Genomic DNA, 25,597 nt, shown 5'->3' with positions numbered 1-25,597 from the left:
AGAAAAAGTGGGTATTTGAGGGAGATTTCTTAGGATGCTTTGACCATCTTAATCATAATTGGATAATGCAACAAACATCTATGTTTCCGGGAAGCACTCTCATTAAAAGGTGGCTTAATATGGGATACATAGAGCAGGATATGCTTCGTACGACAACAGAAGGAACCCCTCAAGGGGGTATTGTGTCTCCCCTTCTAGCTAATATCGCCTTATGCGGTATGGAAGAAGAAATTGGTATTGTCTATAAAAAGACATACAAACCAAACGGAGGATACGCGATCGATCCAAAATGTAAGATAGGACGTGTTCTCTACGCCGATGACTTTGTCATCGTAACGGAAACGAAGGAAAAGGCTGAAAGCATGTATGGGAAACTCACTCCTTACTTACAAAAGCGAGGAATTACACTTAGCAAAGAGAAAACTAGAGTTACACATATTGAGAACGGGTTTGATTTTCTCGGCTTCTCGCTGCGTCAATATAAGACGGAACAAGGCAATAAGCTACTAATCAAACCTAGCAGAGACAGTATCAAAAAAGCAAAGGCTAAGATAAAAGATACGTTCGCAGTAATGAGAGGACGACCAATAAAAGAACTAATACGTGTTTTAAACCCAATTATTCGTGGTTACGGACAGTATTGGAAACATGTCGTTTCTAAAAAGACGTTTGGATATATGGATAATTACTTATTCCTCAAAATAACAAAACACCTTAAACGACTACATCCAAAGAAGTCGTGGAAATGGATTACCAAAGTTATTTTAAGAAGCCCAACCATGGAGGAAATGATAAATGGACTCTCACATGTTCACTTACTAACATTCAATTGTTAAAGATGTCCTGGATTAAGATAGAACGGCATGTCATGGTAGCCTATAAAAACAGCCCAGATGATCCGAGTCTAAGAGAGTATTGGGAAAAACGAGACCGTAAGTTCTTTAATAATGAAAATACATTGGATAGGATGAAACTCGCAAGAAAACAAGGATATCGTTGTGCATTGTGTAAGCAGACTCTACAAAATGGAGAGAAAGTTACAGTGCGAAACCTAGAGGTTTCTATAGGTAAATTCGCTAAATTAGTACATGTACCATGTATTAAATAAATAAGTTGTTCGGATAAAAAGAAGGCTTGAGCCGTATGACGGGAAATCTGTCACGTACGGTTCTTAGGGGGGCGGGCGCTCGTGAGAGTGCCTGCCTACCCGACTTAACTAAAAAGATATATTATACACATTTTAAAAACAGAAAAAACTACAGGCTCATTAGGAACCGGTAGGCTTTTCCGTGACATAATTAGAAGTTAGTTTTGATGCTTTTGCACATCGTTAGTAGTTTGCTCAAATTATCAATAACTTATGTATTAAAAAAAGCCTACCTGATTTGTCAGAGGTAGACTTTTTTTAGAAACTCTATCTGTGTATAAATAGTATGGCTCAATATCGATCTTTTATTCATAATAAAAAACCTCCTGATTGCTTTTGTATCAGGAGGTTTTTTGAGTAGCATGCTGTCAACTCGAAAAGTGAGGATTACCAAACGGAAGCTTCACAGCGTCTTAAATAGTTTGTTCAATTTAGTAAGAATTTATGTATAAAAAATAGAAAACTACTGGTGCCTAATCAGTAGTTTTCTCCGTAAATAGTGCTTATTTAGAAGTTGTTTTGAAATCATATATTGACCTCTAGGTTAGTATGCTCACGAAATAAAGGGTTATACAATGAAACAGCAAGAAGCTCACCTTATATAACAAAAGATAGGCTTTTTGTTTGAAACAGAAACTGTATATTAAAGTAGTTCTTTTAAAAATAAGATTGTCATACATTTTAATTAAAGCTCGAAAAAATCTTCTTTCCTAGGGGCTCAACATTCACAGGTGAGAAGAAAATAAACTCACTATTTAGCATATAGTGAGTTTATTTTGATTATCTTGTAAATTTAGACGTAGAAAACCCTACTGATCTTATCAGTAGGGTTTTCTATTTAAGAAGGTAGCTGGTGAATGAACTTCACTTCTAGAATAGTCTTCTATATATATTTCATAATATACATTAAATTACCAATAAACATAGTGGTACAATGAATTGGCATACATATGTTATCTATGAGGTTGTGGTACTTTTCTAAATAGAAAAGTACTCTTCTTTTTTTCTTAATTGATGAGATACCTTTTCCCACATGGCAACTATAGTTTAAATAACAAGGAAGTGAAGGAGGTATTTCAGTTATCTACGGAGAGAAATAGATCCATCACTTTCTTTATTATCACAGTTGAAACACCTTTTATTCAGTTAATACTTCCCTTGTATCTATTGTTGCGTAATACATATGATAAAAGCATACACAAAAGGGAGGTGAAACAATATGTCAAACAACAGTGGTAATAACAATGATTTATTAGTACGTGGTGCTGAACAAGCAATCGATCAAATGAAATATGAAATCGCGAGTGAGTTTGGTGTAAACCTTGGTGCTGAAGCGACTGCACGTGCAAACGGTTCAGTAGGTGGGGAAATCACAAAACGTCTTGTAGCTACAGCTCAACAACAATTAGCTGGTGGTTTCTCAGGACAATCAGGTACTTCTCGTTAATTTTGAGACTTACATTTAAATTTAATACCCTTTATGGCTTGAGTGACCTGTCTTTGGCAGGTCACTTTTCCGTTGTTCTACTTTAAGGAGAATTTAGTTATGAACTTACAACGAAATTGATCCCTTGGATCTCAAATAGTTTAATTCATTTATTTAAAAATATACGCATCAACAGAAAAAAGAATGACAAACAAGGTGTCATTCTTTTTCCTACACATGGCAAGTGTATAGATTTGATAACAAGGAAATGAAACATGTAATTCCACTTTTTACAGCGTAATTTGTTTCTACACTTTAGTATGATCAATGGATGAGGATTTATCCATCCATTAATTACCACGTATGTACTCCTTTTATAATAGGAAACTTAAGAAAAACAAGGAGGTGACACAACATGGCAAACAACAAAAGCAGCAACAACAACGAATTATTAGTATACGGTGCTGAACAAGCAATCGATCAAATGAAATATGAAATCGCTAGCGAATTTGGTGTAAACCTTGGTGCTGATACAACTGCACGTGCAAACGGATCAGTAGGTGGCGAAATCACAAAACGTCTTGTACAAATGGCTGAGCAACAACTTGGCGGCGGACGTTTCTAATAAAACTTTATAATGATGGCTTAAGGAAGAATGGACTCCATTCTTCCTTTTTCCGTTTATAAACCTCTTCTTTTTATAATGCTTAACTACATTCTTTCTTTATATTTGTAGAAAATCTTCTACTTTTACATCCTTCTTTAATTTTCGTAATCCTGCATTTATTCTATGAATTGTAGAGTATTTGGGTATGTAGTTTTTATCATTACAAAGCCTAGATATAGTTGGGCGACTTAACTTTGTGGCCTTTTCGAGTTCTAATTGATTAATATCTTCTTGCTTATCTAACCATTTTCCAAATCTTGTTCGCTTCTTTCCTAATCCTAGAATCATATAGCCATCTCCTTTAACAAGAAGTATGGACATTATGTAACTTTTTTAATCGTAAGAAAAAAAGTTACATATAGGACAAGCATTCGCTCATATCATAGAGTAAGACGTCAACAAGAGACGTCACCTTAAGCTATCAAGAATGGAGCGATTGAAATGACAAAAGAATTAGCAATCTCGTTATTAAGTCGAAAAGACGTCTATTTAACGTTAGAAGGTAAACGGATGTTAGAGATCATTTTGAAAGAGACCAACGCATATGAGGAAAAATAAGAAGCCAAAAAACCAAATAAACACCTATCGACCAACCGTGCGGTATCATTCCATTTATCGTACATATGTAGATAGTCTGTTTCAGGCTACGGAGTTAGATCGAAATCAAATTATGAGGTGTGCGCTTTTTACTGCAGTGCACAACCCTGTTTTCTTAGCATTAATGAATCAGTATAAAATGAGTGACGTCCCTCTCCCCTCCTCTCCGTGGCAGCCTTCTTCCCACCCATTATGGATGGAACAAGAGCCCAACATCGAAGAAAAAGGAGGAGGAGAACATGATGACCTTGAACGAAAAGGAACGTCTACAAACACTTCTACGTTACTTAGAACATCAACAGATGGCCAATCAATGTCAGGAACAACTATTCAACCCGACCGAAAGCCTTCTACCAGTGAAAAGGCAGCACGGATCACGAGACGTCAGCAACCGATTGATAGACGAACAAGGGCGATTCCTACCTTACAATTATCAAACAATGGAGGAATTAGACTTGATTTTAGATAAAGAAACCGAAATGCAACGAAAACTTAAAATAGAGCCAATTGAAGGTTCTTATAATAGCTATGCAGTAAATGAAAAGGAAAAGAGGGATTGGAATGGAAATATCTATTTAGCTTGTGTAGCAGCGATTTTAGCCATTGCCTTTTTTACGTGACGTCTTTTTAGAATAGTGTCGATATTTTGGTCATAAACATATAGCATGAATACAGTTAAGACCGCCTTATACACTAATACATAATGGGCGGTCTTTGTTGTATCTATTCTAAAAAAAGTGGGTGTAATCATCATGATTCCAAATTGTTTTACGGGTAACCTTTATTCGGTTAAAAAAGGCGAGTCCGTTACACCTATTGCTGAAAAGTTCAATGTCTCTTTAGCTAATCTTTTACAGCAAAATCCTCATATTCATGATTCTTCTCATATAGCAACAGATCAAATACTTTGCATTCCTAATAAAGGGATTAGATTGCCTTGCGACATTCCTTTACATCCAGCTAAAAATAGTAAGACAACAGCTAAAGGTAGGTCAGTAATTCGGAAATTTGGATTTCATATAGAGATTCGATAAGCATTCATATTCAAGCTTCTCACCTTCCTAACTTTTCGAAAGTCGGAGATTACGATGGTTTTGAAGACTTTGCCTAAGTTCCATACCTTATTAGTTAGCGATCTGGACTTTATCCTACGTACTATCAAAATCTTTCGGTTTGGAGTGGAGGTTTTGATTATATAGGTGGAGCTCTAACTCCAGAGACTAAAGTACAAGTTAGACTTTCTAATTCGAGACTCGACAAATTAGGGCCAATCATTTTAGAGAACATCTTAAATCATTGTAAGATCTAATTTCTGTATAGATTATATTAGCAAAGGAAGACTATGAAAAAATTGATACACCAGGAGAACTTTTATGCTCAAAAAAATATGGTTGTCGTTTTCTTTAATAACCTTGCTGGGGATTGGGTTACAAACCTTTTCTTACGCTACGACAAAGGAATCGATACATCTAAAGATTCAAGAATCCTAATGTATAACGATATGTTAATGCTTGTATTAAACAAAAAAACCGAAGAAGCAGTTAATAAATATTATTTCAAGAAGTTAAACCAGAGGGTTGTTGTTTACCCATATGATATGGATGTTATTAAAGTAAAGAGGCTAAAAGGATTTCGTGGATTTGATTTTTTGATTACCATTGAAACGCAACCAGTAATAGGAACTCATAACACTGTAGGAAAAGATCGCTTGAACTTTGAAATAAGCTCTACTGTACCAGAAACAGATAATATAAAACTTATTAAATATCGACATTTAAAATCTTATGGTATTCCTTCTCATTTAAGGGATTAGAACATATAGATTTTAATCCCCTAAATAAGAAGTTCTAAGACTATTGGGTCGAAGGTTTTCAATAAGATAAAATGTATACAGACAAGACCATCTATAAATTTATAGGGAGGGTCTTTGTTATTGCTATTGAATATATTTATCAGTCAAAGAGATACCTCGCATCCAATCATTCCAAAAAGAAAGGTCAATGTTTTCCTTATTTATTTTTCTTAGATTATGTTTGATTTCTTTTTCAGGAAGAGGGTTTGTTTTAACATCCTCTGGAAAAGAACGCTTTCCTGATGGATCATCTATTAGTTTCAAAGATTTTTGAAAACCTCGATAAGTAGATGCTATCTTTACTTCCTTCCATGTTGAACTATTCTTTTCTTTTTGTCCTACATAAACAGAAGAATTTTCTTCGTCACTATGGATAAAGACAGGCAGCGTATATTCAATCGCACCAATAACTAACCAGTTGCTGTTCCATGTCTTCGAAGGGTTCCCTTTTTCACTTACAGCAAAATGAACTTGTCCGGCAGGAATTTCTTCATTCCTGTAGACAATTAATGAATTAGCAAAAAGGTCAGCCATATCTAAATCGAAACTCTTTCTCTGATTTTTAAAACTTACAGGGACAGACGTATTTCCGCCTTTTCGTTCAAAGTGTATTGGTATTCCTTTGTGATGGGTTCCCTTGCTATAAACGATGGTAGAAGGAGAATAGGTAACATTGAGCTGATCATTGTGTACATCTGCATCAATATGTGAATCACCTTCAAGCATTCCATAAGAAAGGATCTCTTTTACATCTTTATCGTGATGGGTTAGAGTCAGTTTATATCCAAAATCAGTAGTAGCTCCACAGTTTGTTTGATAAACTTTTATTATATAGCCATTCTTCATTTCTATTTTCTGAATGACATCATCACTACATCCAATCTTTTGTGCCATTGCAAATAAGTATTTTCCGCCCATCGATAGGATAAGGATACTTACAGCGACAGCTAGTAGTATTTTCTTGTTCTTTCTCACTGGTTCCCCTTTTCTGTTCATCAATACCTAGCACAAAATGAAATTGGTTTATAACTAGACATTGGGACCTTTTCAAACGGCATCCTTTTAATTACAGATTTTATTACTGAGTCTTCTTCAATTGTAGATTTCCTTTATTAAAAATGATAACAGCATTATAAGCTTCGTATAGAGCATAAATCGGGTAACAAAAAGCAATAAATACAATCATAGTAGGTACCTTTTCCACGATAGGGAAATGACCGGCTAAAAAGCTTTTTATCGTAATGCCTAAGTAGATCAATAAAGGAATGACAATAACAGCTAATAACAATAACCAAGGCGTCATCTTGGTTTCTTTTAATTTTGCTCGACAATGTGGACATTTCATTGTAAAAGGACTTGAGAAGTCCTCAAAATCCTCGATTGTAATGGGTTTTTGACATGCTGGACAAGGTGTTGATGTTTTCATATAGGCCTCTCCTTATAATCTTTTATACTTAGGTTGATATCTGCTATATCGGTTAACAACTCCTAGGATCCAGCCTGTTATTCTTATTTTTGATACTCATACATAACCGGAACTTTGTCCATTTTCACTGTTTTGGCCACGACATAACGACGATAACCATCTTTTAAGACATTCGATCCTTTTTCAATCGTCAATGGCTCATCTAGGCGGCCAGTACGCTTCACAAAATCAATGACCTTTTGTGTTTTTTCAGGGTTTGGACGTGTCTTTAAGAACTCTTCAGGTACGATAATTTCATCGAAGCTTAGAAGATCCTGTGTCCCTTTTGGCTGATTTGTTATTTGTTTCTTTTGTGGCTCCACCTTTTTCTCTTGAACAGGTGTCTCCTTCACTTCTGTCTGTACTTTTTCAACTTTCTTCTCTTCATTTGCTGCAGGTTGAGAAGTTGTTACCGGTTTTTCTTCCTGTTTGGTAGCAGCAACTTCTTGTTGCGCTGCAGAAGCCTCTTGTTTAGCCTCTTTTTTATCGTTTGATTCATTGCCTTCTTTGTCTTTCTTATTTGGGAGAACAGTAATCTGGAAGCAGATTACACCTACTTCACCAGGACATTCATCAATCGGAATGTCTAATGTTGGTTCTCCTTGAATTAAGATTTTTTCATGCATAATACTTTTTTTCGTGAGACCTGTTTTGTTAAAAGCCTTCTTTGCAACAAATACCGTGTACGAAATAAACGTACTCTTCTTCAAACCTTTAGGCGCGGATGGTGACCCTTTTTCACGCATATCAAAGGCAACATAGCGATCGTACTCTCGTAGTGGTCCTGCGGCTGATCCGGTTAAGGTAATTTTATGTGGCATAATGTTCTCCTCCTGCGTAGATATAGATTTATTTATTATTTAGAATACTGTTCTAAATAAACATATCATAATAATAATTCAGCTTATAATGGATTTCTTTACTCTTTACATTTTCTCCTATCGTACATATAAACAAAGACTATGCGCATACTTTGAGTACGGACTTGTAGCTCAATGGCAGAGCAGCCAGTCGTATTACACTATACAACTTTGGCGTCTTGCGGGTTCAAATCCTGCCAAGTCCTCTCTTAAAACAATGCATACGTTAGAAATAGTGAAAGTGCTTGCTATGCTTTAGCTATTTTAAAAAATTAAGAAGCTGGTTCCTTTAATTTAGCATGTTGATGCAACAATTCCTGCTCCTCAGGTGTTAATGCTTGTCCTAAATCTTGTTTCAGTTTCGCCATTTCTAACGAACTGTATGTTGAGCAATGTTCTTGCAGCAAGCATTCCTCTTCTGGTGTAAGCTCTTGTCCTAAGTCTTGCTTTAAATGGATCATTTCAAGCTGTTGTTCCAATGTCACTTCTATTTCTTGTGTACCCTTTTCTTGATCCTGCTCAGCCTTTAACCAATCAGGAACAATTTCTTCACGGATAATATGTTTTGGTATAAACAATTTTGTTGACGACTCGTCTTTATGTATAACTTCCTCATGAGTTGGATATACTGATGAATAATCCTGGTTTTTAGGATCAACCAACTGATAGAATTGGTTTTTCGCAATTTTATAGAGTAATTGGCACATATTATCTAAGGACAAAGACTTTCCTTTGTGATTAGCTTCATGTACATATTTGTCCAATCCAATAATCGATGTATACGCAATTTCATGTACTTGCCCTTTGGTAATGTCAATCTCTGTATCTCGTTTGACCGTTTTTGCAGCATTTTGAATGCGAGCATAAAAGTCTTTTAATTGATGACCATACTTACCTGCGTAGACTTGATTGACTTTCTTAGGAACACCTTTGATATAGGTAAATGACTGTGAAGCAGACATTAAATGATTATTTATATGATTTACAGGTAAATCAAGGTTAATAAAGGCACCAGGTGATTTATCAGCCTTTAGGCTTGATGTATCAACGTTTTCAGCACTTTCTGGATGCATCACAGGAAGGGTCACAGGAGTTGTCATTTCTTCTTGTTGGACCGTTTGTATACCTGTTGTATCATGGGCAAAAAAGATTTCGTCGCAAATCCGATTAAAGTTCTTATGGCTTTTAAGGATAAATACATAGCTATCAGGGTGAGTACCTGTTGCATCTTCTTTAATGTAACGTGCTACAAGCACAAACGGTGTCGCTTTTAAAGAACGTACAAAACGAGAAACCGTACTTTTAGAAACTTCAAATTTCTTCATGAGCGTTTCAGAACGAATGGCTTGGATGCCTGTAGCCACTAGGTTATAGATGACATGATCGAGCATTTCCATTCTTTTTTTAGGAAATTCTTTGTGTATGGCTGATTGGTTCTGTTTATAATGGGTACGAATAATTTCTAAAAACTCTTCTTTCTTTTTCCGAAGTGTGGATTTGTTCTTCCATAACCACTTAAACCGTCCGTTGAAGGTGTCTACATCTCTTAAATAGCAGGTTAATATTTTTGTCATTTGTTCATCTTCTCCTTTAAGGAACAAAAAAAGACACTGTTTCCCTGGAAAAAGGAAAACAATGTCTTGATTTTGATGAACTAAGCCCTTGAAATAGATAGATATTTCATATAAAATAAAAGCATAAGTTTCATTTTATAGAAAAACTAAATCTATTAACAAGAGACTTCGACAAGTGTTTTCCCTACTGCGTTTAGGGGGAACGGTTTAAGTGTGTTGGTCGCACTACTTAAACAGTTGAAGTCTTTTTTCTATTCCGGTCATTTTTGTTAGTTTTATTATAGCGTTAATTAATCTTATAATTCAATAAAAATTAGTAATATATCTCAAAAGAATTCTTTTGAACTGTTTTTCTTGTAATAAATTTATTTTATTATACAATTCATTTTAAAAATTAAGGAGGGTCAAAAAAATGACCCTCCTTAATTTATTAAAAATGTGTTATAATCCGTGCTTTTATAACTAAATTACAACATATAAATAACAGAAAGCTTCTACTATCCCTAGTAGAAGCTTTCTGTTATTTACCTATTAATTTTTCCCACCACGTTTTTTTCTTTTCTAACTCTGCACTAGCAGAAGCTTCTTCAATCATTTTTTTACTTTCAGACAATCCCTTCCTGAGTTCTCCTATCAACTCAGCATCTTTTCTGTTTATCATTTGCTTTAGTTCTTGATTTGTTTGGCTAACTTTTTGTAACTCTTCTACTAATTTTTGATTAAATTGCATCTGCTGTGTCATCTGTTGTTCTTGTTGTTGTAACATCTTTTTTATTTCACTTAGTTCATCGTTTATAGAGATAGAACCTTTTTCTTCTTGATTTTTGACGGTAATAGTTATAGGAAGCCCATCACTTGCTAAATTATCGTTTACATCTTCTTTTAATAACCCCTCGCTATAGAGTTCACGGATTTTCTTTAAGAGATCTAGCGATTCAATACTTATTTTATAGCGTCTACCTTCTTTTTTAAAATTCAAAAACTGTTCATGATTAATTAGATACCTTTTTAATGTTTCAGGAGGAATATTAGTATATTCAGATGCTTCTGGTACACCAATGAAGTTTGCACTTTCAAAATTATTCATGTAATCCACCACCATTTATTAGTGTTTTATGTACATTCACTCAGTTCACAGTCGTTCATTTGTAAGTTTTATGAAAGTTCATTCGGTTCACGGTCATTCACTTACCCTGTTTGATTATATTCACTCAATTCACGGTTATTTACCTGTTAGGTTTATGGGTGTTCACTCAATTCACAGCCACTTATTCATTTAATTTTATATGATTTCGACAAAAAATCAACAATTCCTGTTTGGAGTTTGTGTATATATCTTATTTTATGAACTATTATGAAGTTAGTTTGACTTAAGTTCTACTTGAATGAATGTTGATGTTTTTTGTGGTGAATGTATGGTGAACTTGTGGTGAGATTAGTTGAACTTGTCCTTTGGTTATTGAAAAAGCAGTTGTTAAGTTCGAATTTAGTTAAACTAAAGATATATTTGGTGTTTTGAATGGAACTAATCTCTGTTCTAAAGAGATAGGTGGGGTTCATGAACTAATAACAGTTCATTATCTATTTTTAGAATAGGATTAAGATAATTTCTATTCCAAATGCAGAGAAGGTCTACTGAGTTAGTGAAACATTTAACATTGTTTAAAGTGACAAAAATTCTTTTTTTATAAAAGGTAGGACTATAGATCATAATATGATTAAAAAAATGGTAAAAAATAGTTTTATTTATCTTAATGTCAACAAAAAGAGATTAATTGGTTCGCGTATATTAGAAATAAAGGAATTATTTATTCATGTAAATATAGTAAAGAGTTTGATATCGTGAGAAATAATGTAAAAAATAACAAAAACATAAAGAATTGGCTGGGGGGAGATATTAACTTGTTACTTTCAAAATTGATAGATTATTATGCTCTGCATGATTTGCATAAAGACCGAAGTAAAGAGAATCAATATTATATTGATTCTGCTCATCTACCAACGAATATAGATAGAGATACTTTTTTTGAAGTACCGTCATTACTTGCACATATTGATTTGAATATAACTTCTAAAGAAAACGGCTACAGCATAGGGGAATTTGGATTTGAAAGTTTCATACCCTCTGGGGATCATCCCAATGACTATGTAAGAGGTGAGGCTTACTTAAATGAATCTGAAAGTAAGCCTAATGTTATTTTTGTACATGGTTGGCGAATGAAAGGATTTGATCGGGTAAAGAAGATTTTTCATAATTCGATTATGAATAATTTAGGATGGAATATGTACTACTATACACTTCCTTACCACTTGGAACGTCAGCCAGAGTCATCACTCTATAGTGGAGAATTTATGGTTAGTGCCAATATTAATAGGACTGTTGAATCTACTAGACAAGCAATTGTTGATCTAAGGGCTTTGATCCAATGGATAAAAAATAACAAACAAGGTCCTGTAATTATAATAGGCGTTAGTCTTGGTGGCTTTATCTCAAATTTAGTTGCTACACTTGAATTAGAGATCGATGCATTAGTTTCTATATTCTATTCTAATCGCCTTAGTTATTCGATATGGAATACGATTCCTGGTAAGTATATAAGACAGGATTTAGAGTCTCGTGGAGTGAATTACAACGATCTAGTGAAATATTGGGAATTAACCGAGCCAAATCAAGCCATTCCAAAAATGAATAAAGATAATATATTACTGATTTCTGCTAAACACGATCAATACGTTCACATTCAAGATGCTGATCTGTTATGGGAATCTTGGGGGAAGCCTACACGGTATGTCTACAATTGCGGGCATGCAGGAATAGTTCTTAAACGAAAAAAAATTGCGAAGGATACCATTTCGTTTCTACAAAATAAGCTAAAGAGGTAATTAACATATGTTTATGTTTATAATGGTGGCTTTACTGTGGTTAATGAGTTCGATTCTTTTTTTTAGAAATCCTCAAAATGAGAAAATTAGATGGGTAAGTGTTATAGGGTTTTGCGGAGGCTTTGGAGGGATAGGAGCCTTACTAGGAAAAGGGATACATCGACCAGAATGGGTATTACATTTGGATGGAATATTTACATGGATAGGACACTATTTCACACCATATGGTATGTTGATTTTTGGAATAGTTTATTCGGATGCAATCGGTAATGTAAGAAAGAGAAATATATTAAAGATGTTTTTACTAATTCCGATCTTTATTATATATCCTATGTTTCAAGTATATCCAGGGTTTAAAGTTGATTTCGGTATTTTAGCGATTTGGGTAGTACCATATGTGATAGTAGCTAATATTTTATTGATATACGCCGCATGGCGAGAAAATCGTCCAATTATTAAAAGAAGAAAAATATTAACTTGTGTATTTGTATCATGATTAATCATGTCTCTTTGCTGGCTCATCAATTTTTTTAACAGTAATAGAATCAACATTTCTTATTTTAATTTCTCATAACTTATGTCAATTCTCTAAAATAGTGGTGCCTCTTAAAAAATAGAGAGAAGAGCATAAGGGGCTTTTGCCCCACAGGCTGTGTGGGGTTAGGCAGAGCCTAACAAAACCTTGGGTACAAGGAAATGTTTGCAAGAACCCCCTCAGCGTACCCCAAAATTAAAGGACAGTCCCTTCACCGACCCTTCATAGTTGATAAATGTCCCCTCAAGGGTCACTTCATTTTGAAGTGTTTTTTGAAAAAAATAAGACAGAAGCAAACGCTCTTTTTAATTTCTTTCGCACGTTCATGGTCAAAACGGCCATTTCTTTTTGCTTATAATACGAGTGATTTACGCGTGCTTTTTTATCATTGATGCATCAATTTTTATGCTATAAACGATGACTGTTCTAAAAAAATCATGTTCACAGGCCATCATCATTTATCTTTTTCATGTTCACATGAGCTAGAAAAAAATGTTGTAAAAAAGAAAATAAAAAGCTATGAAAAAGGATGCCATTCCATTGATTGATGAAAGCATTCAGCTCTATGAAGACGAACAAAAAAGTTTACAAGAAAAGCTCCAAAAAATGAATGAAAAGCAACAAGATTTAGCTATGAAATGAAAAAACAAATGTTAACAGTAGGTCAACATTTGTTTTTTTGAGGTTCACAGCAGGTTCACATGCTCAATTTTCATGTTCACAGTAGGTGCACGTGAAGGAGTTTGCGTCAACAGTAGGTTCACACTTTAGGGGTTTTCGTGCTATCACGGTTTTGCTAGGCCTTGCCTGGCCTATCACACTCTGTGATAGCAAAAACCCCTTATGCTCTTCTCTCTTTTGTAGTGGGGAACCACAATTTATAGGAAAAGAGGAAATATCATGGATATGTTTTTACGAAACATTAATCCAATTGCCGTTGAAAAAATAGATGAAATGGAAAAAGAAAAAAGATTTCTCGCCACGATTTCTTTAAAAGTCGGCTTAAAAAGGAGGGGGGGGGACTGAGAGAGATAAAGAATTATGAAAAAGGGAAAAAAGAGAAATTATAAAATGGATTTACGCAATTTTTTGCACGGAATAATGGAGCACATTATAAAAAAAAAGAAATGTAGTACAAAAAATGGAACGTTAAAAAAAGCAAAAGTTTGAAGGAGAAGTGAAGGCTGAGGGTTCTTCTTTTTTATACTAGGAAGGTAGAATGAGGGAAGAAGCAGCAAGTAAAGCTGCGAGTCAAGATTTGATTATTATTAATAAGTACTACAACAAGCTTGCGTATTTTCATAATGGTTATATTGAAATCGTTTATTCAGTAGCAACGGGTAAAACATCTGTTGGATTTTTCAAAGTCGTAAACAAGATTAAAAATTGTCCTTATTATACAGGTCATATATATAATATAAGGTTTTATGTAATGTCTCCTTTCTTTCACCCTAAATATTCTTTCTACCCTTTGTTTTTTCGACATTTTTTATACCTTTTCTTTTTTATAATGTAAAGTACATAGAAAGCATAAGACAGGGGGAGGAACGCAGATGAACATGGTAGCAGGTGTAGAAATAAGAGAAGAAAAGATGACCTTAAATGATGAAGAGATTGTGCAAGCGTTTCAAAAAGGTGACGAAGATGTTTTCGATGTCCTCATAAAGAAATATGAGTATTTGGTCTGTTCAAAGGTAAAAAGATACTTCCTAGTAGGAGGAGATCGAGAAGACCTCTTACAAGAAGCAAGGCTAGGATTATATAAAGCTGTCCGTGATTTTAAAACAGAAGGGATGAGTTCATTTAGGGGATTTGCTGACCTATGCATTACACGCCAACTCATCACAGCCATAAAGGCAAGTGCTCGTCAAAAACATTCCCCTTTAAATAATGCCCTCTCTTTAAACATACCTAAGAATTCAAAGCGATTGGAAGATGATTTGATTCTTATGGAGATGCTTCCTCATCCACGTGCTGTAAGTCCCGAGCAGGCTACCGTAGCAGAGGAGAATAAAAGAGAAAGGGAACAAATATTACAAGAAATATTGTCACCTATTGAACAAGATGTATTCGCTCTATATCTAAAGGGACAAACGTATATGCAGATTTCTCAGAACTTACATCTTCCTCAAAAAACAGTAGATAATGCACTTTACCGAATTAAGAAAAAAATGAAGCATCACATGCAGTATCTGTATTTACAGCAATCATCCTGACGGACGTGGATAAGTTTCTATAAGCTATTGGTTCTAAATTTGTACAACGCCTATTACATAGACACTACTTTTTCTTTTATATGTTCTTTTATTTATAGTAAAGATAACGATGAGTAAGCTAATAGAAGGTGATGGGAATGAAAGGACAACAATGGAGTACAATGTTTAATGATGTAAAAGAAACGATACAATCAATTATCTATACATGGAATCCACTCTCTTTGCATGCTTCTGAGGAATATGAGTATGAAGCTACATGGATCCTTCCTATGGTATACAAAGTACCAAACGTTGAAAGTCTGGCAATTGAGATAACAGATATATTAAATCAGTCATTTAATAGTACGTTAACTAAGGAAGACTGTATAGGAATTGCGCAGCAAATCTGGGAGCAAATAAGAGAATAGATAAACGCACGACCTTATTTAGATAGATGCTTAGAAAGAAAAGATTTCTTGGAAGGGTTTTTTATTGGATATGTAACCTTTATACATCCTTGACATGACTCGATTTTATCGTTTACTAGCTGAGAGGATAATCTATAAAAAAGTCTGCATTTGTCAATTTATTATTTGTTATATGTGTGAACCTTAGTGAAAATCTATCTCTTAAATAATGGATTTTTGGGAGATGTTTTACTTTTTGAGTCCGAATAAGATAGTAATAGTGGCTTAAGCGATTGAAGGATGCAGAGATGGAGGGAAGTAAGTTGCCTGACAGAGAGTATCCATACTATTTTATAAAATTAGATAAGTTATATTACGTGTATCATTCGTATAAGAGCGTAAAAAAGAAAGAGATATCCAGTTACGAATTCACAAATGATGAATCGTTAGCATTTCCCATTGATGAGGAGTCTGCTAAACAATTGGCAGATGAATGTGGAGGTCATATTGTAGTGAAAAATGCTACGTTTAATGATTATATCAGCCAGGGAGAAAGATGGAGTAATTTTATAGATCGCAAAAAGAAGAACATATGGAGAATCTATATCATTAACTGAATGATAAAATCCTTTAACTACTATTTATTTTGAGGAAAAACAAACAGTTTCATTATAAAAGGTGTGGTACACATATAGTACAGTATCAATTTCATTTGAAATTGAATGCTGTAAAAGGTTAAATACTTAGCTGAATGAAGGGACTGGTTCGGTTTTGAAAGACGTAACAGCGACTTCAGCAAATGTATTACCTCAATTGACAAGTAGGTATTGTGATTTAACGAATGGGACTCTCGTTATGAACCGTTATACGTAACGAAAGGGCCTCACAATGGCAAATGAACATGAGAATTATTTTGTAGTAAGAGAGGGGAGCCTGCATCATTTTTGATGCAGGCTCTTATTATGTTGATGAAATGAATTAAGGTATGTAAGGCATTAAATCTAAATATTGTTTGGGGATAAAAATTCTATTTAATTTGCGTAAATGTTGATATGTGTAATGTTTTGTAGATAACTAAATTGCTCCCACATATTGAATATTTATCCTATATCACGTACAATAAGTTGAATATAAGTTCAACTTAAAAAATGAGGTGTTTATAAATGAAAATTTCACGTTTTAATAAAGATTGCGGTAACTCTGTTGATATGAACATTATGGATGGATATCTATTTGATTTTCCAACGAATGTAGTTGAACTTCAAAAAGAAGCAGCCGACTCCTTTTTCACAGATGCGGTTACAGCTCCAGAAGAATTTAAGAAGCGCATTTTACTTTCTACAACCATTGAGGGCGAAGAGAAAAAGCGTTATTTCTTAGTAGGTGACATTGCAGCTAGTCAATTGCTGGCTAATAATCACATTAATAAATTACATAATAAAATTACAAGTCATATCCCATACATCACTTTTTTAGCTGCCATTGCGTATTACCATGCGTTACATGCGAAAAATAAAAAAGACAATACAATTGAAATTGACTATTTTTCTACCATGTTACCAATCTGGCTCCTTAAGAAAGAGAGCACATTTGGGGCGGCTCAAAAAGCCATGGCTAATCGCTTCTTAGGCGACCATACATTTACTGTGCATACGCCTGGTTTTGAAAATACGTTAAAGGTAGTAGTAGAAGAAAGTGCATGCTTAAAAGAGGGAGAAAGTGCACGTTTTGCGCTAAAAAAAGACTTAACACTTCAAGATCGTGAAGATGCGAATGAGTATGTAGAATGTGAAACGGTCATGGTGGACATTGGTGGAGGCTCCATTGATGTGGTTATTCTACCTGAAGGGTTGAAGGCTGCCAATAGCCGTGAATCATTTCAAAGCATTGAAGGCATTCCTTATTTAGCGCATATTGATAAATTGCGTAAAGAGAAATTTCTAGAATTATTCACAGACTTACGTGCCTTCGATCAATTTATTCTTGATAACTACAGCAAGCAAAAGTTTGTATTGAAAAACGAGAATACAGGTGAATCCATTGATTTAACAAGTACAATCAACTCTTCACTCCGAGAATATGTGGAAATCTTATTGGCTAAATTAAATGATGTCGCACCACCACCGGCGAATAAACTACGTAAGTATGTATACTGCGGCGGGGTAGCTCCTACTTTGGAAGTAGCTATCATGAACAGTATGCGTGAAAAAATTGGAGAAGAACGTACGGAGAAGTATCATAAGGTTCCCCAAGATAGCCGCCATTTAAATTTATTTGGCTTAGAGATTCGTAGTATTGGTTACGTTCAAAAGAAGCAAGCAGCAGAGAAGAAAGCCGTTAAATCCTAACAACGTAGGTGATAGGGATGTCAGAGCGTCAAAATGCGTTTACCATTAAGACAAATCGATTGAGTGATGAAGTTTATAATAAACTAGCTAAATATGCTAAATCACGTAAGTTGGGAGATTATATTTCATCTTTAATTCTACGTGATCTAGATGATTCATCTACTGGAAGAAAAGCAATTGAAGACAAAAAAACTTATGAAATGCTTGAACATATCAAGAATGAATTAGCTGATTTAAAAACATTAGCAAAAACAACAGGTTTTGTAGGAAACGATTCCTTCAAGGAAGAAGAACCTTCAAAGGTTCCCCAATTGAAAGAAGGAAAGATTGCAGATTTAGAAAATATATCTGGCTCATTAGACGATGATGACTTAGAAGAATATAACGATTTTTAAAAGCAAGACCACTAGAACTTATTCTAGTGGTTTTACGCTTTATATTGTATATATCTTTAGTTACCATAAACAACATTATATTAATTAACTTTGTATATAATATCCAGCTTAAAAACAGAAAAAACTACCCTGGTGTGTGATAGGGAAGTTTTTTTCTGTTTTACATATCACTACTTATAAGTTGGTGATTCATTCATTTTAGGTAGTTTGCTCAATTAAGATATAAACCATCCATATAAATATTTCTCTATCTATGAAACATTTATGTAGCAAAAGTAGGCTTAAACCTGCGACTACTTTGGCGAGTTCCTTTATTTATCACAAATAATTTTAGGATATTTATCAGTCGGAAGATCGATCACTTTATCTATCATAGGATGTGGTACTTTCTTGTGATGAAGAGAATAAATCCTTTAAGTCAATGTTTTCTACGTCAGTCACATAAGCTACAATCAAAAAAATAAAAATAATCCAGTATATGATTTTTTTCAATCCCCTCAACTCCTTCACTAAAAACAGTATGATGAGAAACGCTCAGAATTGCAATGAATGGACATTTACCCGTGAAATAAAGGATTTTTTTCTGGTAGCTCTTAGTAACAACATTTCAACACCTTTGCACCAGAATCCCCTTAACTTTGTATAGTTAATTTATAATTGAGGTTGTCCAATATAGATAGTCCCAAAAGGCACACCTTTTTATACGATAGGAAAACCAACAAAAAAACGTCTATTTATTCTCTAAAATAAATCTTAATGCACGTATAAAAAGGAATTAATCTTTTTATAAGTTATGTCATGTTTTCACAAAAATATAATTCCTTTTATTTCATTTTAATGTAGAATTAACCTGGTAATAAAATTTTGAATATAGTGAGGATATACGATGAAATCAATCATAGCAACAACTTGCATAGCATTTATGATTACAAGCCTTATGACAGCTTGTAATCATGAGAAAGAAACTGTTCAAGCAGAACCACAAAAAAAAGTTGAAAGTACCTTATCTCCTTCTGAAAAGCAAGAGAGGTTAGAGATGGAGCAATTAGAAAACGGAACTATGTCTTATCGACAAAGTGTAAAAGGCGGAGATTATGGTATTTCTGTTTTAAATGGAACATACGAAGAAGCTAATGAGAGTTCAGGCACAATTAAAGCTCAAGTTAAAGTAGAGAATGTTCATGATGATGGCACAGGTGTCGATCTTTCTCCCTTGAAGTTTTGGGTAGAGAATGAGAAAACACATCAAAAATTTATAGGGAAAGCCCTTCCTAACGAAACTCAGAAATTTAAAAATCTCCCTCAAGGGCAATCTATGGTTTTTGATGTTTCCTTTTTGATTAAAGATGTAAAGGAACTAGAAGACTTCTACTTATACATAGATAGTCAAAATGATCCGTTTGACAATACACATTGGAAACTGGATAATCTAGCATCCACACAAAACTAAGTTAGTCCTATAGAAAAAAAGGTATCTTTACCTTTCTTTTTTACTTACTATAAGGTTCTAATTAATGAATAATGTAAAAAATAATTCGTGTACTAATACAAAAAAGAGCTAGATTTTTATTCATCTAACTCTTTAAACAGCAGGGTAGGCTTGAGTTTGAAAAAGGAAATAGAAGCTTAGGTTGTGGATATAAATACTATACACGCTATTATTTATCTTGAAGGATAAGTTTTTATCCTTTCAGATATTCTTTCCCAAACTATGCAACCGGCCTTAAAGGATTTGTTAATATTTAATTGATATTTGCCTTTAAATCGATACATAATATCTCCTAATGGTCCTTTTACTTTTGCAAAAACAATGCGTTTATGAGGTCTTATTCTAGTGCCAATTCGTCCATCGACAATTCCTTTTAAATATCTCTGGTTTTCAACCTCATCTAGATTTTTTTCCAAAATGATAATTCCATCTTCAGAAATGGAATTATCCCAAGTGCCATTAGGGAATAACTTTGGAAACCATAACTCCGTATCTTTTTCATAGACATGGGATGCAGCTCCTTTTTGCCAGACTTTATAACGATGCCCAAAGCAGTTACATGCATCAGCAATTGTACGAAAAGCAACATTATCATGTAACGAAATAAAGCCTCTTTCAATGTACGTCTGGGAGCTTTGCTCTTTTTCTATATCCCAAGGTATAAACTTATCTTTCTCTTTTAATAATCTTTCTTTAATTTCCTGTACAATACCTTCTATTTGCTGATGAATATTAATTAACCCTTTTGTGACATCTATTCTTTTAACTTCGTGGTTAGTTATTCTGACTATATCTTCTTCTCTTGCTTTATCTGATTCGATATTTGTTTTGTGATGCCCCTCATCAATTTCTATATGTACACCTAACTGTGGAAAGTACATGTCGGTCAAAGCATATTTACCATCAGGTCGAATCACATATTGTTGTGTAATAAATTTAATATCTAAATTATCAAGACGATTCCAAATACGTGTAATAACATAATTTTCGTCGTTTTTTTTGTTTGTTTTCGCCAACTGTGCTTTTATAAATCGATATTTATCCATTTTTTTATCCTTATAATATAATATTCCCTCTATAATGAAGAGAATCTTCTATACAAATATTTTTTATTTGGTTCTGAAGATTGACCCTTAGATTCATTCTGACCGTCTTTTATTTATCTTTCATTTGAAAAAGCATAGGGTTTACTGTCCTACTGTATTCGGTAAAGAATTCAGTCTTGAATTGTTCCTAACTTTCCCCAATACGTACATAATACTTCTTCGTAGTATTATGTACACTAGTATCGATCCCCATAACACGAAATGTTAAAGGGTTAGAAGGGTACATGTGTACACATCCCTCTGAACGAAGTTCAAGGGGCATTTCTAAAGAGAATGTTATGTCTAGATATTTGTCAATCACAATAAACTTCTTATTCGCTTTTTTTTCCACTCTTTTTAAGTAATGTCGTATAAGATAAAGCACGTTCATTTTCAAAGACAATTTTATTAGAATGGCAACTAATATTTTTGTAAAAAGTGTTACTCATTGGTGATTATTCCTCCATATGTATAGTTAAGTTGATATTATTCTATTTTAACTAAAAATAATACCTTATAATATTTGAAAAATTTTACACACCTTATACTAACTTCTAATTCGGATGCATACTGGTACTATTAAACTGAAAAGATGTAGTTTTAAATATCTTAAATTAAAAAATAAGATATTTAATAAAAAAATAAAAATTATTAAGTATCAGTAAAATTAAAAGTAATATCTAATTTATTTTATTTATAAATACTTTATCATTTGCTCATATTGTAGAAAAACTTCGTATTTGTCGTCAGTAAGAGTAAATGATGAAACTAATGGTTTTTATGTAACACGTTAATATTTACTTATCATTGTTCAGATGTTTGATATATTACTTCTCTTCTTACATAACTAATTGTATGTGTAGAATATCTGATTCTCTAACTCCTAATCTATACAACTCTTCTCTTAACATCATTCCTTTTTCACTGATAATGATTCTTTTACTCCCATCTACCAATGTATAGATTTTGGCTTTCTTCATTTAACAACTTTCTTTTTGTATATAAAAACCATAATTATACATAATAATGGTAAATGTTTCTTTCTCAAAAGGAGCTTGAGATAGTGAATAAAGAACAAGTTATTGAAATTTATCAACAAGTTCTAGAAAGAAAAAGAAAACGGTTTCCTAATTATTTCTTCGTAGGTAAGGAAGGCAAAAAATATATGAGCTATATGACATGCTATTTGCTTGAACAACGATTATCGATTCCCATTTATGAAATCCCTCTCCAAGTAGGAGCAGGTACGTTGTGGTCTCATCGTCTTAGACCACCTGCTATGCTATATGGGTGGAATTATTATGAAGTCATTGATAATGCATATCCAGGAGTGTTTAAACCTTGGCAATTTCAACAAGTTCCTGATAAATATTGGGATGGAGAGGAAGGAAAAAAACGAGCTATTGAAGCAGTAAAGTATGTAATAGAGGAAAAACTTAAAATCCCTCTTAAAGAGATTCCTATTCAGGTTAATAATCGATTTTTTAATCAACATAACCTAGGAGGTGTCTTTTCCCTTTTCGGCCAATCCCCCTTTCAAGTAGTAGAAGCTGTTTATCCTGGAGTCTTTAAACCGTGGCAATTTGCTCATATTCCCATGAATTGTTGGAAAAATGAACACTATATTCGGGAGGCAATGGACGATTTTTTATTCAAACAGCTCCATTTCTCTTCCTATAAAGAGGCTTTTCTCAAATTAAAAGGAAGTCATAAAAGATCTTAGGTAAAGTGATAGGAACCTTACTTGCCTTTATCTACATTCTTTACTTTATGTATGATGCTTCAAGGGTTCTACGTGATTTTGGCGAAATGCTGTTAACCTTTGCCTATCCTGATACTCCTTTATTCATCGCGAATGCACTCTTAATCCTTGTCATTATTTATACGGTTCGAAAAGGAGTTGAGGTCATAGCCCGATCAGGAGAACTGCTTTTTATTTTTATGTATATCTTTGCGGTCGCCGGATTTATGTTGATTGTGTGTTCAGGTTTAATCGATGTTACCCACTTAAAACCGGTACTTGAAGAAGGCTTGTTACCCGTTCTAAAAGTGGTATTTACTCAAACCTTGTATTTCCCGTTTACAGAAGTCATTGTATTTACGATGATTTTGCCGTATTTAAATAATCCTAAGAAGGCAAAGATGACGATGTTATGTGCAACGGGATTAAGTGGAATCAATTTGGTTATTACAATGCTCATTAATATTAGTGTACTTGGCGTCGATCTGACTGCACGTTCACAATTTCCACTTCTTAGTACCGTTCAGACCATCCAAGTAGCTAATTTTTTAGAACGCCTGGATGTGTTTTTTATGCTTGCCTTAGTGATCGGTATCTTTTTTAAAATAAGCGTGTTATTTTATGCTACTGTCATAGGCACAGCTAACTTATTTAAGATTGAATCACCTTCACGAATATCGTATCCTTTGGGCCTAATTGTTCTCTTTATGTCTATCACGATTGCGAGTAATTTTCAGGAACATCTCCATGAAGGACTAAAGGTAGTAATGTTTGTTTTACATATTCCTCTCTTCGCGATTATTCCTCCCCTTCTTCTTCTTGTAGCTTTCTTAAAAAACAGGAAGAAGAAGAGAGGGTAACATATTGGACTAGCTAATTTTCATATGAGGTATTGGTGTTATTGTTGAAAATTTCAATACAATCCTTCTCTATACAGACAATACTTCTAGCCTGGAACTTGCCTTACAGAAAATCTGATATCTCTACACAACGTTCAAAAAATTACAAGTGATAAAAAGGTTAGAAAACTAGTCAAGAAAGCAAAAGATCGATTTAAAAGACATCGAAAAGGAGGTGCCAGTTGAATGGAGAAAGCCAAAATTAGTGCCAGCCAGCTCTTTATCTTAATGGTTTTATTTGAGCTAGGTACTTCTTTATTGTTACCGATTGCAATGGAAGTAAAACAAGACGCCTGGCTTGCTATTCTGCTTGGAATGGTCGGCAGTTTTGTTCTATTTTTAATCTATCATAAACTTTACTCGTATTACCCAGATCTCTTACCTACAGAATACATGCAAAAAATCCTGGGTAAAGCGATGGGAACGGTACTTGCCTTTCTTTATATCCTTTATTTTATCTATGATGTAGCAAGGGTTCTGCGTGATATCGGCGAGATGTTGTTAACATTTGCCTATCCCGATACCCCTTTGTTTATTGCGAATGCTTTATTGATTCTTGTCATTATTTATACGGTCCGCAAAGGAATCGAAGTCATAGCCCGATCAGGAGAAATCTTTTTTATATTTATATATATACTTGCTGTTATTGGGTTTATTCTGATTGTGTGTTCGGGGCTAATCGATTTTACGAACTTACAACCAGTACTCGAAGAAGGGGTTTTACCTGTCCTAAAAGTTGTATGTACTCAAATCTTGTATTTCCCTTATGGAGAAGCCATTGTGTTTACGATGATTTTACCGTATTTGAAAAACCCAAAAAAGGCAAAAGTGACGATGTTATGTGCAACGGGATTAACGGGCATCAACTTGACCATTACCATGATTATTAACATTAGTGTACTTGGGGTTGATTTGACTGCACGTTCACAGTTCCCTCTTCTTAGTACCGTACAAAGCATTCAAGTAGCTGACTTTTTGGAACGTCTTGATGTGTTTTTTATGCTTGCTTTAGTTATCGGTGGTTTCTTTAAGATAAGCGTGTTGTTTTATGCGGCTGTCATAGGCACGGCCAACTTATTTAAGATTAAATCACAATCACCTTCACGACTGTCGTATCCTTTGGGACTGATCATTCTATTTATGTCTATGACGATTTCTAGCAATTTTCAAGAACATCTCCATGAAGGAATAGGGATAGAAATGTTTGTCCTGCATATTCCTCTCCTCGCGATTATTCCTCCTCTACTTCTCCTTGTTGCGTTCTTAAAAAACAGAAAGAAGCAGAAAGGATAACAGGTTTGTGCAAATTATTTTTCCAAAGCGTTGAATTACTATAAGCTAGTGCTTATCAATGTGAATTTAAACTATTTGAGGTGGTTTTTATGTATACTTGGTTTTATGATCATTTTATTAACACTATCCTGTTTCCTCTTACTTGTATAGGACTGGTTGCCATTATGTTAAGTATGTATGCATACTTTAAATTGAAGAAAACAAATAATCAATAGTCCATCAGAATTGTTGATTTCTAATCTCAACCTTTCTCCTCCTTTAAATTTTGTTATGACTATAAAGGATAATAATTCATTACAGCAATAATTTTTTTCCTTTCACCTATCAAAGATCCCTTTTTTACTTATCTAGTTAACATAATCACTCTTTCCGGAACCAAGTAAGCAAAAGAACCCTTGAGGCAGTAGGTTTCTGATAAGGATTCTTTTGCTTGAGCATGCATCTTTTTATACATCATTGATATGACTACGTTTTTTGGGTAGTTGAAAGAAACGAGAATGTATAAAAAGCGCTCCTCTTATACATATGCTCGTAAGGAAAAATATAGTCCATATGTAAAAAATGTGTTATTATATGTCTGCACATGTATCTTATAGTAAAAGGCCACCTGTCCTGAACTGAACCCGAAAAGTTAGACCCTTTATCTAAGCAGCGAATGAGGATTGAATTCTGTATTCTACAGGGGTCAATCCTTTTAATTTTACTTTTATTCGTTTGTGGTTGTAATAAACAATATACC

27 protein-coding genes and 3 pseudogenes are annotated in these 25,597 nt (G+C 34.0%); 22 read left to right on the top strand and 8 right to left on the bottom strand.

Going from position 1 to position 25,597, the window contains the following annotated elements; all coding sequences use genetic code 11:
• The 3 genes from ACN6NE_RS30160 to ACN6NE_RS30150 form a co-directional block, all read left to right on the top strand.
• The coding region (locus ACN6NE_RS30160) for a reverse transcriptase domain-containing protein (protein WP_474329188.1) at positions 1-836 on the top strand (836 nt) is incomplete at its 5' end.
• A 1,530-nt stretch (positions 837-2,366) separates the two neighbouring features.
• Positions 2,367-2,594, top strand: a complete 228-nt coding sequence (locus tag ACN6NE_RS30155) for an alpha/beta-type small acid-soluble spore protein (RefSeq protein WP_061860437.1) — start codon at positions 2,367-2,369, stop codon at positions 2,592-2,594.
• Positions 2,595-2,988: 394 nt separating this feature from the next.
• On the top strand, positions 2,989-3,198 hold the full coding sequence (locus ACN6NE_RS30150; RefSeq protein WP_013084404.1) for an alpha/beta-type small acid-soluble spore protein: 210 nt from the start codon (positions 2,989-2,991) through the stop codon (positions 3,196-3,198).
• A 99-nt stretch (positions 3,199-3,297) separates the two neighbouring features.
• Here ACN6NE_RS30150 and ACN6NE_RS30145 read toward each other — a convergent pair whose 3' ends face one another.
• Positions 3,298-3,525, bottom strand: coding sequence for a helix-turn-helix domain-containing protein (locus tag ACN6NE_RS30145; protein ID WP_129707955.1), 228 nt, complete (start codon positions 3,523-3,525; stop codon positions 3,298-3,300).
• Between the two features lie 259 nt (positions 3,526-3,784).
• Between ACN6NE_RS30145 and ACN6NE_RS30140 the strand changes: the two genes are divergently transcribed.
• From ACN6NE_RS30140 to ACN6NE_RS30120, 5 genes and pseudogenes are all read left to right on the top strand, one after another.
• Positions 3,785-4,306: a hypothetical protein gene (locus tag ACN6NE_RS30140; RefSeq protein ID WP_474329186.1), complete on the top strand. Its 522-nt coding sequence runs from the start codon at positions 3,785-3,787 to the stop codon at positions 4,304-4,306.
• On the top strand, positions 4,293-4,457 hold the full coding sequence (locus ACN6NE_RS30135) for a hypothetical protein (protein WP_165351720.1): 165 nt from the start codon (positions 4,293-4,295) through the stop codon (positions 4,455-4,457). Before ACN6NE_RS30140 ends, ACN6NE_RS30135 begins: the two co-directional genes overlap by 14 nt.
• Positions 4,458-4,589: 132 nt before the next feature.
• Entirely contained in the window at positions 4,590-4,871 is a 282-nt protein-coding gene (locus tag ACN6NE_RS30130; protein ID WP_474329184.1) for a LysM peptidoglycan-binding domain-containing protein, read from the top strand.
• 116 nt (positions 4,872-4,987) lie between these two features.
• Positions 4,988-5,146: pseudogene (locus ACN6NE_RS30125) on the top strand (YoqH family protein); the annotation flags it as partial.
• Between the two features lie 33 nt (positions 5,147-5,179).
• Complete coding sequence (locus ACN6NE_RS30120; RefSeq protein WP_474329182.1) at positions 5,180-5,650, top strand: DUF3888 domain-containing protein; 471 nt, start codon at positions 5,180-5,182, stop codon at positions 5,648-5,650.
• Between the two features lie 123 nt (positions 5,651-5,773).
• Here ACN6NE_RS30120 and ACN6NE_RS30115 read toward each other — a convergent pair whose 3' ends face one another.
• The 3 genes from ACN6NE_RS30115 to ACN6NE_RS30105 form a co-directional block, all read right to left on the bottom strand.
• A complete protein-coding gene (locus tag ACN6NE_RS30115) occupies positions 5,774-6,664 on the bottom strand; it encodes a hypothetical protein (RefSeq protein ID WP_474329180.1) in 891 nt (296 codons plus the stop codon).
• Positions 6,665-6,767: 103 nt separating this feature from the next.
• The gene (locus ACN6NE_RS30110; protein WP_129707895.1) at positions 6,768-7,115 is read right to left on the bottom strand and encodes a hypothetical protein; all 348 of its coding nucleotides are present in this window, start codon (positions 7,113-7,115) and stop codon (positions 6,768-6,770) included.
• Between the two features lie 83 nt (positions 7,116-7,198).
• Positions 7,199-7,975, bottom strand: a complete 777-nt coding sequence (locus tag ACN6NE_RS30105) for a ParB N-terminal domain-containing protein (protein ID WP_474329178.1) — start codon at positions 7,973-7,975, stop codon at positions 7,199-7,201.
• 160 nt (positions 7,976-8,135) lie between these two features.
• Between ACN6NE_RS30105 and ACN6NE_RS30100 the strand changes: the two are divergent.
• Positions 8,136-8,220: pseudogene (locus tag ACN6NE_RS30100) on the top strand.
• A 66-nt stretch (positions 8,221-8,286) separates the two neighbouring features.
• Here the strand turns inward: ACN6NE_RS30100 and ACN6NE_RS30095 are convergent.
• On the bottom strand, positions 8,287-9,588 hold the full coding sequence (locus tag ACN6NE_RS30095; RefSeq protein ID WP_474329176.1) for a replication protein: 1,302 nt from the start codon (positions 9,586-9,588) through the stop codon (positions 8,287-8,289).
• 520 nt (positions 9,589-10,108) lie between these two features.
• A complete protein-coding gene (locus ACN6NE_RS30090) occupies positions 10,109-10,675 on the bottom strand; it encodes a hypothetical protein (protein WP_129707904.1) in 567 nt (188 codons plus the stop codon).
• Positions 10,676-11,490: 815 nt separating this feature from the next.
• Here ACN6NE_RS30090 and ACN6NE_RS30085 point away from each other — a divergent pair.
• The 10 genes from ACN6NE_RS30085 to ACN6NE_RS30040 all read left to right on the top strand — a co-directional run bounded on the left by ACN6NE_RS30085 (position 11,491) and on the right by ACN6NE_RS30040 (position 19,801).
• Positions 11,491-12,471: an alpha/beta hydrolase gene (locus ACN6NE_RS30085; RefSeq protein WP_474329190.1), complete on the top strand. Its 981-nt coding sequence runs from the start codon at positions 11,491-11,493 to the stop codon at positions 12,469-12,471.
• Positions 12,472-12,478: 7 nt separating this feature from the next.
• Positions 12,479-12,967, top strand: coding sequence for a hypothetical protein (locus ACN6NE_RS30080; protein WP_474329174.1), 489 nt, complete (start codon positions 12,479-12,481; stop codon positions 12,965-12,967).
• 939 nt (positions 12,968-13,906) lie between these two features.
• On the top strand, positions 13,907-14,032 hold the full coding sequence (locus ACN6NE_RS30075; RefSeq protein ID WP_474329172.1) for a hypothetical protein: 126 nt from the start codon (positions 13,907-13,909) through the stop codon (positions 14,030-14,032).
• 193 nt (positions 14,033-14,225) lie between these two features.
• Positions 14,226-14,522, top strand: coding sequence for a L,D-transpeptidase (locus ACN6NE_RS30070; protein ID WP_474329170.1), 297 nt, complete (start codon positions 14,226-14,228; stop codon positions 14,520-14,522).
• Positions 14,523-14,559: 37 nt separating this feature from the next.
• Complete coding sequence (gene sigH, locus ACN6NE_RS30065; protein WP_129707911.1) at positions 14,560-15,222, top strand: RNA polymerase sporulation sigma factor SigH; 663 nt, start codon at positions 14,560-14,562, stop codon at positions 15,220-15,222.
• Positions 15,223-15,359: 137 nt separating this feature from the next.
• Positions 15,360-15,629: a DUF1871 family protein gene (locus ACN6NE_RS30060; protein WP_129707914.1), complete on the top strand. Its 270-nt coding sequence runs from the start codon at positions 15,360-15,362 to the stop codon at positions 15,627-15,629.
• A gap of 287 nt (positions 15,630-15,916) precedes the next feature.
• The gene (locus ACN6NE_RS30055) at positions 15,917-16,225 is read left to right on the top strand and encodes a hypothetical protein (RefSeq protein ID WP_129707917.1); all 309 of its coding nucleotides are present in this window, start codon (positions 15,917-15,919) and stop codon (positions 16,223-16,225) included.
• A 546-nt stretch (positions 16,226-16,771) separates the two neighbouring features.
• Positions 16,772-17,956, top strand: a complete 1,185-nt coding sequence (locus ACN6NE_RS30050; RefSeq protein ID WP_474329166.1) for an Alp7A family actin-like protein — start codon at positions 16,772-16,774, stop codon at positions 17,954-17,956.
• A gap of 17 nt (positions 17,957-17,973) precedes the next feature.
• A complete protein-coding gene (locus tag ACN6NE_RS30045) occupies positions 17,974-18,351 on the top strand; it encodes a hypothetical protein (protein WP_129707923.1) in 378 nt (125 codons plus the stop codon).
• 886 nt (positions 18,352-19,237) lie between these two features.
• Positions 19,238-19,801: a hypothetical protein gene (locus tag ACN6NE_RS30040; protein ID WP_474329164.1), complete on the top strand. Its 564-nt coding sequence runs from the start codon at positions 19,238-19,240 to the stop codon at positions 19,799-19,801.
• 212 nt (positions 19,802-20,013) lie between these two features.
• Here ACN6NE_RS30040 and ACN6NE_RS30035 read toward each other — a convergent pair whose 3' ends face one another.
• The gene (locus ACN6NE_RS30035; protein ID WP_129707929.1) at positions 20,014-20,886 is read right to left on the bottom strand and encodes an AbaSI family restriction endonuclease; all 873 of its coding nucleotides are present in this window, start codon (positions 20,884-20,886) and stop codon (positions 20,014-20,016) included.
• A gap of 1,102 nt (positions 20,887-21,988) precedes the next feature.
• Here ACN6NE_RS30035 and ACN6NE_RS30030 point away from each other — a divergent pair.
• The 3 genes and pseudogenes from ACN6NE_RS30030 (at position 21,989) to ACN6NE_RS30020 (ending at position 24,858) form a co-directional block, all read left to right on the top strand.
• Positions 21,989-22,648, top strand: coding sequence for a DUF4046 domain-containing protein (locus tag ACN6NE_RS30030; protein WP_474329161.1), 660 nt, complete (start codon positions 21,989-21,991; stop codon positions 22,646-22,648).
• Positions 22,639-23,526, top strand: a pseudogene (locus ACN6NE_RS30025) (GerAB/ArcD/ProY family transporter); the annotation flags it as partial. The gene ACN6NE_RS30030 and the pseudogene ACN6NE_RS30025, both read left to right, overlap by 10 nt.
• Before the next feature lie 225 nt (positions 23,527-23,751).
• Positions 23,752-24,858 carry a GerAB/ArcD/ProY family transporter gene (locus tag ACN6NE_RS30020; RefSeq protein WP_474329159.1) on the top strand — a complete coding sequence of 369 codons (1,107 nt, stop codon included), beginning with the start codon at positions 23,752-23,754 and terminating at the stop codon, positions 24,856-24,858.
• A 644-nt stretch (positions 24,859-25,502) separates the two neighbouring features.
• On the opposite strand, the gene ACN6NE_RS30015 is transcribed toward ACN6NE_RS30020, so the two are convergent.
• Positions 25,503-25,597: IS3 family transposase (locus ACN6NE_RS30015; protein WP_157842248.1), on the bottom strand; the 95-nt coding region annotated here is incomplete at its 5' end.

This window comes from Priestia sp. 53B2 (assembly GCF_056099005.1).
This window is presented reverse-complemented; position numbering and strand designations above follow the sequence as displayed.

Excerpts from the sequence above, each read along its gene's own strand:
- ACN6NE_RS30155 (WP_061860437.1), top strand. The coding sequence starts at position 2,367 with ATGTCAAACAACAGTGGTAATAACAATGATTTATTAGTACGTGGTGCT.
- ACN6NE_RS30150 (WP_013084404.1), top strand. The coding sequence starts at position 2,989 with ATGGCAAACAACAAAAGCAGCAACAACAACGAATTATTAGTATACGGT.
- ACN6NE_RS30140 (WP_474329186.1), top strand. The coding sequence starts at position 3,785 with ATGAGGAAAAATAAGAAGCCAAAAAACCAAATAAACACCTATCGACCA.
- ACN6NE_RS30130 (WP_474329184.1), top strand. The coding sequence starts at position 4,590 with ATGATTCCAAATTGTTTTACGGGTAACCTTTATTCGGTTAAAAAAGGC.
- ACN6NE_RS30120 (WP_474329182.1), top strand. The coding sequence starts at position 5,180 with ATGAAAAAATTGATACACCAGGAGAACTTTTATGCTCAAAAAAATATG.
- ACN6NE_RS30110 (WP_129707895.1), bottom strand. The coding sequence starts at position 7,115 with ATGAAAACATCAACACCTTGTCCAGCATGTCAAAAACCCATTACAATC.
- ACN6NE_RS30105 (WP_474329178.1), bottom strand. The coding sequence starts at position 7,975 with ATGCCACATAAAATTACCTTAACCGGATCAGCCGCAGGACCACTACGA.
- ACN6NE_RS30095 (WP_474329176.1), bottom strand. The coding sequence starts at position 9,588 with ATGACAAAAATATTAACCTGCTATTTAAGAGATGTAGACACCTTCAAC.
- ACN6NE_RS30090 (WP_129707904.1), bottom strand. The coding sequence starts at position 10,675 with ATGAATAATTTTGAAAGTGCAAACTTCATTGGTGTACCAGAAGCATCT.
- ACN6NE_RS30080 (WP_474329174.1), top strand. The coding sequence starts at position 12,479 with ATGTTTATGTTTATAATGGTGGCTTTACTGTGGTTAATGAGTTCGATT.
- ACN6NE_RS30075 (WP_474329172.1), top strand. The coding sequence starts at position 13,907 with ATGGATATGTTTTTACGAAACATTAATCCAATTGCCGTTGAAAAAATA.
- ACN6NE_RS30070 (WP_474329170.1), top strand. The coding sequence starts at position 14,226 with ATGAGGGAAGAAGCAGCAAGTAAAGCTGCGAGTCAAGATTTGATTATT.
- sigH (WP_129707911.1), top strand. The coding sequence starts at position 14,560 with ATGAACATGGTAGCAGGTGTAGAAATAAGAGAAGAAAAGATGACCTTA.
- ACN6NE_RS30060 (WP_129707914.1), top strand. The coding sequence starts at position 15,360 with ATGAAAGGACAACAATGGAGTACAATGTTTAATGATGTAAAAGAAACG.
- ACN6NE_RS30055 (WP_129707917.1), top strand. The coding sequence starts at position 15,917 with ATGGAGGGAAGTAAGTTGCCTGACAGAGAGTATCCATACTATTTTATA.
- ACN6NE_RS30050 (WP_474329166.1), top strand. The coding sequence starts at position 16,772 with ATGAAAATTTCACGTTTTAATAAAGATTGCGGTAACTCTGTTGATATG.
- ACN6NE_RS30045 (WP_129707923.1), top strand. The coding sequence starts at position 17,974 with ATGTCAGAGCGTCAAAATGCGTTTACCATTAAGACAAATCGATTGAGT.
- ACN6NE_RS30040 (WP_474329164.1), top strand. The coding sequence starts at position 19,238 with ATGAAATCAATCATAGCAACAACTTGCATAGCATTTATGATTACAAGC.
- ACN6NE_RS30035 (WP_129707929.1), bottom strand. The coding sequence starts at position 20,886 with ATGGATAAATATCGATTTATAAAAGCACAGTTGGCGAAAACAAACAAA.
- ACN6NE_RS30020 (WP_474329159.1), top strand. The coding sequence starts at position 23,752 with ATGGAGAAAGCCAAAATTAGTGCCAGCCAGCTCTTTATCTTAATGGTT.